The organism is Pseudomonas sp. PNPG3 (assembly GCF_023093815.1).
Classification (GTDB): domain Bacteria; phylum Pseudomonadota; class Gammaproteobacteria; order Pseudomonadales; family Pseudomonadaceae; genus Aquipseudomonas; species Aquipseudomonas asiatica.
Map to the genome: position 1 here is coordinate 25,540 of NZ_JALLKV010000059.1, position 8,730 is coordinate 34,269.

Here is an 8,730-nt window from a genome sequence, read left to right on the forward strand (position 1 = left end):
GGTGAACCCGCTCCCACAGGGCCGCAAAGCGGCCCCGGCGATCTCAGAGCTCAGCCGCCAATCTCGAACCTTGGTTGATCGCCCGCTTGGCATCCAGCTCGGCCGCCACATCTGCCCCACCAATCAGGTGTACCGACTGCCCCGCCGCCACCAGCCCGTCCTGCAGCTCGCGCAGCGGCTCCTGCCCTGCACAGATCACCACGTTGTCCACCGCCAGCACCTGCGGCTCGCCATCGGCCACGCGAATGTGCAGGCCGGCATCGTCGATGCCCAGGTACTCGACGCTGTTGAGCATCTGCACCCGCTTGTTCTTCAACCCGGTGCGGTGAATCCAGCCGGTGGTCTTGCCCAGGCCGTCACCCACCTTGGATTTCTTGCGCTGCAACAGGTACACCTGCCGCGCCGGGGCATGCGGCTCGGCCTTGATCCCGGCCACGCCACCACGCGCCTGCAGATGGGTGTCGATGCCCCACTCCTTCCAGAACGCCTCACGGTCCTGGCTGGTGGCAACGCCCTGATGCACCAGGTACTCGGAAACGTCGAAACCGATGCCACCCGCACCAATCACCGCGACAGCCTTGCCCACCGGCTTGCGCTCGAGCAGCACGTCGAGGTAGCTGAGCACCTTGGCATGCTCGACACCGGGGATGGCCGGCGTGCGCGGGGCGATGCCGGTGGCAAGGATGATCTCGTCGTAGCCACCGTCCACCAGGGCCTGCACATTGACCCGGGTGTTCAGGCGCAAGTCCACGCCCGTGCTTTTGACCTTGTTGCGGAAGTAACGCAGGGTTTCATGGAACTCTTCCTTTCCCGGTACCCGCTTGGCCACATTGAACTGCCCGCCGATCTCGCTGGCGGCATCGAACAGGGTCACCGCGTGGCCGCGCTCTGCCGCCACCGTGGCTGCCGCCAGGCCGGCCGGGCCTGCGCCGACCACGGCAATGCGCTTCACGGTGCGCACGGGCAGGTAGTTGAGCTCGGTCTCGTGGCAGGCACGCGGGTTGACCAGGCAACTGGTCAGCTTGCCGCCGAAAGTATGGTCCAGGCAGGCCTGGTTGCAGCCGATGCAGGTGTTGATCTCGTCGCCGCGACCAGCAGCGGCCTTGTTGACGAAGTCCGGGTCGGCCAGGAACGGACGTGCCATCGAGACCATGTCGGCATCGCCTTCGGCCAGCACCGCCTCGGCCACCTCCGGAGTATTGATGCGGTTGGTGGTGATCAGCGGAATGTTCACCACGCCGCGCAACTTGGCGGTGACCTTGCTGAATGCCGCGCGCGGCACCTTGGTGGCAATGGTCGGTATACGCGCTTCGTGCCAGCCGATGCCGGTATTGATCAACGTCGCGCCGGCCTTCTCGATGGCCTTGGCCAGCAGCTCGATTTCATCCCAGGTGCTGCCGCCCTCGATGAGATCGAGCATCGACAGGCGGAAGATGATGATGAAGTTCGGCCCGACCGCGCCGCGCACCCGGCTGACGATCTCCACCGCCAGGCGCATGCGGTTTTCATAACTGCCACCCCAGCGGTCGGTGCGGTGGTTGGTGTGGGCGGCGAGGAACTGGTTGATGAAGTAGCCTTCCGAACCCATGATCTCGACGCCGTCGTAACCGGCGCGCTGGGCCAGCACCGCGCAATTGACGAAGTCGGCGATCTGCTTCTCGATACCCGCCTCGTCCAGTTCCTTGGGTTTGAACGGGTTGATTGGCGCCTGGATCGCGCTGGGCGCCACCTGGCGCGGGCTGTAGGCGTAGCGCCCGGCATGCAGGATCTGCAGGCAGATCTTGCCGCCGGCAGCGTGTACCGCCTCGGTGACGATGCGGTGCTTGTCGGCTTCTTCCTCGGTGCTGAGCTTGGCCGCCCCGGAATACACTCCGCCCTCATCGTTGGGCGCGATGCCGCCAGTAACCATCAGGCCGACGCCACCGCGGGCGCGCTCGGCAAAGTACGCCGCCATACGCTCGAAGCCGCCCGGGCGCTCTTCGAGGCCGGTGTGCATCGAGCCCATCAGGGTGCGGTTGCGCAAGGTGGTGAAGCCCAGGTCCAGCGGTGCGAGCAGGTGCGGGTAGCGGTCGGCGGCCATGGAAAGGTCCCCAGGTGGCGTATTCACGGAATGCGGGTGCCTCACCGGCTGGCGGACCCCGTCGTTTGTCTGCCTGCGACATTAAACAGACGTTTGAACGGGCTCAATGATCGAAACTGACAAGTTATTGATCCTCGCGCACAGCGCGACTACCCTAGGAAACTCTTGTTTCCAAGGCGCTGTCCTGCTTCATGCGAAAACTCCTGGCAAGCGCCCTGGCGCTGGTGATGGTCGCCGCCCTCTGCGGCTACGGTTTCTGGACCCAGCAGCGCCCGGAAGGCCATTACCTGTCCGACCTGCGCATCGAACTGGCGCTGAACCATGGCGTGCCAGGCGAGCACGGCAACCTGCTCGGCGTCGAACCGCTGCTCTACCCGGGTGACTACCAGAACCTGCAACGCCTGCACCGCAAGCTCTCGGCCTATCTGGAACAGGCCCGTACCCAAGGGCTAGTCGGCCCGCGCACGGTGGTGGTGCTGCCCGAGCACATCGGCACCTGGCTGTGGGCGCGTGGCGAAAAGAACGAGCTTTATCAAGTCACGCAAAGCCGCGAAGCCCTGCAATGGCTGGAACTGAGCAACCCGCTGCGCTATGGCCTGGCCATGCTCCGTGCCGACGGGGACGACTGGCGCGCCGACGCGCACCTGCGCATGAAAGCCGAGCAGATGGCTGCGGACTACCAGCAACTGTTCGGTGGCCTGGCCAAGGAATTCAATGTCACTCTGGTGGCCGGCTCCATCGTGTTGCCCGCCCCCTACGTGAAACAGGGCGTGCTGCATGCCGGCAGCGGCCCGCTGTTCAACAGCAGCGTAGTGTTCGCCGGCGACGGCTCGCTGCTGGGCCAACCGCAACGCCAGCAGTTCCCCGACAGCGAAATGCGCCGCTATGTACATGATGGCCGCCAGCACCCGCTGCAGGTATTGCAAACCCCTGCCGGGCGCCTGGGCGTGCTGGTGGGCAGCGACAGCTGGTACCCGGAAAACCACCAACAACTGGCCCAACAGGCAGTACAACTGATCGCCAACCCGGTGTTCCTCAGCGGCAAGGGCAGCTGGCAAGCGCCCTGGCGCGGCAATCGCCACCAGGATGCCAGCGCCGGGCTGCCCTTGCGGCGCGGCGAAGTCAGCGAACAGGCTGCATGGCAGCGACTGACCCAATCGGCCGGAACCAGCGTCAGCAGCATGAGCGTGTTCATGCGTGGGCAGTTCTGGGAACAGGGCAGCGACGGCCAGGGCTTTGCCCGCCAGGCGGGTGAATTGCTGGCAGGCACCCCCAGCCCTGGAGCCCGCCTGTTGAACCTGTGGTTGTAAGCCCATGGCCCGCCCCCGCGTGCGCCTGGGTGACCTGTCGGTTGGTTTTGTCCAACCGCTGACCGAGGCCCTGCGTGAACTGGGCCACGACCCCGAGCCGCTGCTGCGCCGCTATGGCCTGGACGCGGCACGCCTGGGCGAAGCCGGTGCGCGCTTGTCGATCCCGCGCTACATGCACCTTGGGCACGCTGCCATCGAGCTGTGCGGCGAGGCCGCGCTGGGCCTGCACATGGGGCGCCTGAGCCGCCTGGCGCATGCCGGCCTGGCCGGGGTCACCGCTGCCCAGGCACCGAACCTGGGCGAGGCGGCACGTACCCTGTTGCGCTTCGAGCCGCTGTACGCCGCCAACTACCGCGGCCACTCCAGTTTTCAGGAAGATGCCCAGGGCGCCTGGCTGCGCTTCTACTCCATCAGCCCCTACAACGCCTACAACCGTTTCGTGGTCGATTCGCTACTTGCCGGCTGGCTCGCCCAGCTTGCCGACCTGGCCGGTACGGCGGTGCAGGCCGAACATATGGACATCGAGTTCGCTGCACCCGCCTATGCCGAGCGCTACCAGCCGCTGTGCAGCACACCCGTGCAGTTCGCAGCAGCGAGTAACCAGCTGCGCCTGAGCCGGGCCACGCTGCAGCTGGCCAACCCCAGGCATTGCCCGAGCACCTGGCAGCACCTGCTGCAGCTGTGCGAGGCGGAAATGCTGCAGCGTACGCGGGTGCGCAGCCTGGGTGAGCGCATTACCCACCTGCTGGGCCCGTTGCTAAATGGTGGCCGTGAACCGGACCTGGAAGAAGTGGCGCTGCACCTGCAACTGCCGACCTGGACCTTGCGCCGCAAACTGGCCGAGGAAGGCACGCGCTTTCGCGACCTGCTCAGTGAAACACGGCGCGACTTGGCCGAGACCTATATCCGCGATACGGAGTTGGCCTTTGGCGAGATCGCCTATCTGTTGGGGTTTGCATCGGCCGAGGCCTTCCAGCGCGCTTTCAAGCGCTGGACGGGCCTTACGCCGGGGGAGTTTCGCCGCAGCCAGCGGCGGGCGGGCTAGAGCTCGGTAGCGTCGTCAGCCGGTTCCGGGGTGTCCAGTTCATAAGCCTGGAATTCGAGAAGTTCTTCTTGGTATTCGTCCATAGCCCTAAGCCCTCTTCACTCATTTTTCCTGGTAACTGTCGCCTCACCCTAGGCAGGAAGGATGAAGGAATCATGACAAGCTTATGATCCGGTGCCCAGCAATCGTTAGCCCCGTGCTACTTGATATTAGCCGTTTGTAGGTCATGCAGGCTTTAGACGGCAGGCCCAAGCCGAACTACGCGTGCGCAGTGGGGGCTGCGCTCCCCCGTGCAGTGCGCGAGCATGCCGTAGCCATTTCTGTCGCAGGTGTGCCCCATGACAAGCTCAGCCTGGCACTAAGTGCTCTGGCGACTGCGCACTCAGCGCCCTTTTCAACACTTCGTAGAGTTTGCCGTCACCCGATTGAGCAACGTTGAAGCGCAGGAAATCCCCCGCCGTCATGGATTGGCTGAACGCATTACCGGGCGCCAGCACTACACCTTCATTCAGGCAGGTCCTGGCCAGCGTTGCTGCATCCTTGCCTTGAGGGAGCTGGCACCAGAGGTACATGCCTGCCTGGGGAATTATCCACGGCTTGATACCAATGGCCTGAAGCCTCGGCACCGTTCTGTCCATTGCCTCGCCTAACCGGTGGCGGACACCTTCCATGTGTTTTCGGTACCCGCTATCCGTAATCGCTTGATAGATGATGTCCGCGGCCAAGCGTCCACCGCCGAAGGTGGTCGCGATCTTCAGGTCGACCAGGCTCTCGATCCATTCACCACGGGCGGCGATGTAGCCGCATCGGATTGAAGCAGAGATGGTCTTGGAAAAGCTGCCTATCTGAATCACACGCGAGAGGCCGTCGAAGGCAGACAGCCGTGGCGCGGGCGTATTCTCGAAATCAGCGAAGATGTCGTCCTCCACGATCACCAGGCTAGAGGTGTCGGCCAGCTTCAGCAGCCTGTGCGCGGTGACCGGGGACAGGCTGGCCCCGGTTGGGTTGTGGATGCCGGAATTGGTGATGTACAACCTGGGTGCGTGCCTGAGCAGGGCTGCGCCGAACGCCTCGATGTCCGGGCCTGTCTGCGTGTAGGGTACCCCGACAATGTTCACTCTGTGGGCTTTGAGCAGTGCGTGAAAATTGAAGTAGCAGGGGTCGTCGACCAGGACCGTGTCCTCCGGTTCCAGCAGAAAACGGCAAATCAGGTCGATGGCGTGGGTGCCCGATTCGGTGAGCATGATCTGTTCCAGCGGGGCTTCGATGCCGATGCCAGCCAGCCGTCGCGACAGGAACTGCCTGAGCGGCGGATGCCCGAGCGGCGACGCGTACTCGGCCAGTTTTACCGTGTCGGAACGGGCAGCGACTCGCAGCGCTTTACGCATGCCGGCTTCGTACATCCAGGAGGCAGGCAGCCACCCGCACCCTGGTTTCAGCGCATCGCTGGAGGTTTCAAGAGACTGGCGCGAGATCCACAGCGGGTCGACCTCACGATCGAGCCTGGGGCCGAGTTCGGTCAGTGCCAAGGGCGCCACGGGCCCTGCCACGTAGTAGCCAGAGCCAGGGCGGGCGCTGAGCACCCCCTCTGCCATCAACCGTTCATAGGCCTCAAGTACGGTAGAAACCGATACCTGCATGGCCTGCGCCATTGCCCGGACCGAAGGGATCCGCGCACCGGGCGTGTAGGTCCGGGAGGCTATCCTCGCCTGCACCTCACCCATGACGGTCCGAATCAGCGTTCCACTGCGTTTCATCGCACCCTCAACTGTGCTGGATTAATGTGCATAACAGTTCGGTAAAACTGTATTGGATTGTACATGGCCTTGGTGAGCGCGTCAGTGATGTACTGAACCCAGACTTATCGAGGACTGGGCGATGGAAAAATCAACAAGCGGATGGATCAACGGCTTCATAGGCGTCGCCATCTTCGCCGGCTCGCTGCCGGCCACCCGTGTGGCAGTGACGGCCTTCGAACCGACGTTCCTGACCTGTGCCAGGGCAACGATTGCCGCTCTGTTGGGGGCGCTTTTCTTGCTTGTGCTGCGCCAGCCTCGCCCTGAACGCGGTGACCTGTGGTCATTGGCGGTAACAGCGTTGGGCGTGGTAATCGGTTTCCCGCTGCTGACGGCACTGGCCCTGCAGCATGTAACCTCTGCCCATTCCATTGTCTTTGTCGGGCTGCTGCCGCTGTGTACCGCAGGGTTTGCCGTCCTGCGGGGCGGTGAGCGACCTCGGCCACTGTTCTGGTTATTCTCGTTGACGGGTGCCGGAATCGTCGTTGGATATGCGCTTATGAATGGTGGGGAGGCATCGGCGCAGGGCGATTTGCTGATGATGGCGGCGGTCATCGTCTGTGGGTTGGGTTATGCCGAAGGGGCGCGCCTGTCACGGACGTTGGGGGGTTGGCAAGTGATCAGTTGGGCGTTGCTGGTGGCGTTGCCGCTGATGCTACTACTGACAATCACTAATCTTCCGACACCAGATGCCTTCGCCAAAGTAAGCGCCCCTGCGTGGTTCAGCCTCGGCTACGTTTCACTGTTCAGCATGCTGATCGGTTTTGTGTTCTGGTACCGAGGGCTCGTCCAGGGTGGCATTGCAGCAGTGGGCCAGTTGCAACTCTTTCAGCCGTTCATGGGGCTTGGGCTGGCAGCGTTGCTGCTGCACGAACAGGTCAGCTGGATGATGCTTGTGGTGACGCTGGGGGCTGTCATCTGTGTTGCCGGGGCCAAGAAGTACGCCTTGTAGATGTCGATCCAGAAAAAAGCGAATTGGGAAGGCTTCGCCAAGCCGCAGCGCGCCTTGGGGACCTCCGTAAGCTGTTCGCACCGGGGCAGTTGCACAGCACAGGGCCAAGTTCATGGGCACGGAGGATTTTGCCCCATGGCGGTACTGCGCAGATGTTGAGAACTGCGCAGTACCTGTGGGAGCGGGTTTACCCGTACAGGCAAGCCATCAAAGGGCGGGGGACGCGGGCTCAGCGGCCTCGGCAGGCTGTGCTTGCTGTTGTACTTCAATAAGCGCAGCCTCAGCCGGCGGTGCCACTGGCTGCGAGCCCTGGCTGTCATCCAGCACCGGCGCTGCTACCGCCTCGCTGGCCGGGGCTACAGGGGCCGGGGCTGGCGCCGCATCAACCAAAGGCTCAGCAACCGGGGCCGGTGCCACCGGCGCTGCGGCGGCCTGCTCCGGTAGCCCCAGGGCTGCCGCCGGCTTCTCGACATTCGGCGCAGGCGCCTCGACCTCGGCCTTATTGGCCTGCTTCGGCTTGGGCTTGGGCAGATAGCTCTCCACCAGGGCGAAATAGCGGTCATAGAACTGAGCCGCTGTCACAGTCTCGCTGGCCACCTTGACCATCGAGTCGTCGCTGGAGCCGATCGGCATCGATACCGACCCCAGTACACCAACCCCCAGGCTGGCGGAGGTGTTGGACTTTTTCAGGGCGTAGCGGTCCTGCAGGGCGTTGGCGAACATGGTCGAACGCTGCTCGTCGCTCACATCCGGCGCACAGGTGACGTTGAAACTGATCTGCAGGTGGTTCTCGCTGTTCTGCTGGAAGCTCTTGTTGCCCACCACCTGGTTGGCGCCGCTGCTGGTGATGATGTAACCCTGGCTGAGCAAGGCGCGTCGGGCGGCCTCGCAGGAGCCGGCATCGCTCACCGGGAAGCTGCGCGAGAAGGTGCCCGAGTCATCGAAGTTCTCGTGCTCGTAGACGGCGGCTTTTTTCGAGGAACAACCGGTCACGCCCGCCAGCACCAGGGCCAGCCCGAGCGCACCAAAGACGGAAGATCTGGTCATTGCGAATTCCGGGTAAGTCAAGAAGGTGCCTATTGTGCAACACAGCAGGCAGGCACAGGAACCGCTGATCGGTGAAGAGTCTGTCAGGTTCGTGTAAATCTGGGTCAAGGGCGGCAATTGCCAGACGCAGAAACGAAAAAAGCGACCCTAAGGTCGCTTTCTCGTGGCTTCGAGACGTTCAAGGGGCCTCGAAGCGAAGATGGCGCAGCGGACGGGACTCGAACCCGCGACCCCCGGCGTGACAGGCCGGTATTCTAACCGACTGAACTACCGCTGCGTATCATTCAGGCTTGCACCCGATTGAAACCTGGGTCTACCCTTCCGGCGCGATGGCCTCAGGACAGGCACAAAAAAAGCGATAACGTGATCGCTTCTCTTGTGTTTGCTTCAAGGTGTTCAAGGGACCTTGAAACGAAGATGGCGCAGCGGACGGGACTCGAACCCGCGACCCCCGGCGTGACAGGCCGGTATTCTAACCGACTGAACTACCGCTGCGTATC

The 8,730-nt window shown here is 63.4% G+C and carries 6 protein-coding genes and 2 tRNA genes; 3 read left to right on the top strand and 5 right to left on the bottom strand.

Annotation, left to right across the window (positions count from 1 at the left end; all coding sequences use genetic code 11):
* Nucleotides 1-43 precede the first annotated feature (43 nt).
* The gene (locus MJ643_RS26010; protein ID WP_024086536.1) at nt 44-2,080 is read right to left on the bottom strand and encodes an NADPH-dependent 2,4-dienoyl-CoA reductase; all 2,037 of its coding nucleotides are present in this window, start codon (nt 2,078-2,080) and stop codon (nt 44-46) included.
* Nucleotides 2,081-2,271: 191 nt separating this feature from the next.
* Between MJ643_RS26010 and MJ643_RS26015 the strand changes: the two genes are divergently transcribed.
* Entirely contained in the window at nt 2,272-3,390 is a 1,119-nt protein-coding gene (locus MJ643_RS26015) for a nitrilase-related carbon-nitrogen hydrolase (RefSeq protein ID WP_196185054.1), read from the top strand.
* Between the two features lie 4 nt (nt 3,391-3,394).
* The gene (locus tag MJ643_RS26020; RefSeq protein WP_196185055.1) at nt 3,395-4,435 is read left to right on the top strand and encodes an AraC family transcriptional regulator; all 1,041 of its coding nucleotides are present in this window, start codon (nt 3,395-3,397) and stop codon (nt 4,433-4,435) included.
* A gap of 347 nt (nt 4,436-4,782) precedes the next feature.
* Here MJ643_RS26020 and MJ643_RS26025 read toward each other — a convergent pair whose 3' ends face one another.
* Nucleotides 4,783-6,192: a PLP-dependent aminotransferase family protein gene (locus tag MJ643_RS26025; RefSeq protein ID WP_196185056.1), complete on the bottom strand. Its 1,410-nt coding sequence runs from the start codon at nt 6,190-6,192 to the stop codon at nt 4,783-4,785.
* Nucleotides 6,193-6,313: 121 nt separating this feature from the next.
* Between MJ643_RS26025 and MJ643_RS26030 the strand changes: the two genes are divergently transcribed.
* Nucleotides 6,314-7,183: a DMT family transporter gene (locus MJ643_RS26030; RefSeq protein WP_024086532.1), complete on the top strand. Its 870-nt coding sequence runs from the start codon at nt 6,314-6,316 to the stop codon at nt 7,181-7,183.
* A 207-nt stretch (nt 7,184-7,390) separates the two neighbouring features.
* On the opposite strand, the gene MJ643_RS26035 is transcribed toward MJ643_RS26030, so the two are convergent.
* The 3 genes from MJ643_RS26035 to MJ643_RS26045 form a co-directional block, all read right to left on the bottom strand.
* Nucleotides 7,391-8,230 (bottom strand): DUF2242 domain-containing protein, encoded by an 840-nt coding sequence (locus MJ643_RS26035; RefSeq protein WP_196185057.1) that lies wholly within the window; start codon nt 8,228-8,230, stop codon nt 7,391-7,393.
* 200 nt (nt 8,231-8,430) lie between these two features.
* Nucleotides 8,431-8,507 (bottom strand) — tRNA-Asp (locus MJ643_RS26040).
* A gap of 141 nt (nt 8,508-8,648) precedes the next feature.
* Nucleotides 8,649-8,725 (bottom strand) — tRNA-Asp (locus tag MJ643_RS26045).
* Nucleotides 8,726-8,730: the final 5 nt, after the last annotated feature.